The organism is Neotamlana laminarinivorans (assembly GCF_020523925.1).
Taxonomy (GTDB): domain Bacteria; phylum Bacteroidota; class Bacteroidia; order Flavobacteriales; family Flavobacteriaceae; genus Neotamlana; species Neotamlana laminarinivorans.
In genome coordinates this window covers 1-284 of record NZ_JAJAPW010000088.1, presented here as the reverse complement: position 1 = coordinate 284, position 284 = coordinate 1, and the positions used below count along the sequence as shown (strand labels likewise).

Annotated in this window: 1 pseudogene; it reads right to left on the bottom strand. The window is 38.7% G+C overall.

Features of this window, described 5'->3' with window-relative positions:
• Nucleotides 1-284 (bottom strand): annotated as a pseudogene (locus tag LG649_RS16155) (acetyl-CoA C-acetyltransferase); the annotation flags it as partial.

Sequence of the window (284 nt, the reverse complement as noted above, 5' to 3'; positions counted from 1 at the left end):
AAACATTTAATAAAGTAATAAGAATTCTAACACCAGAACAACCAAGCGGATGTCCTAGAGAAACAGCGCCACCATTTACATTAACATTTTTATCGGTAAGGCCCAAAATTTTCATATTAGCTAAACCAACAACCGAGAATGCTTCGTTAAACTCGAAAAAATCAACGTCGTTTAGTGTAATTCCTGCTTTATCAAGTGCTTTTGGTAAGGCTTTAGCAGGTGCCGTTGTAAACCACTCTGGTTCGTGGGCAGCATCGGCATAGCTTTTTATTGTAGCTAAGGGT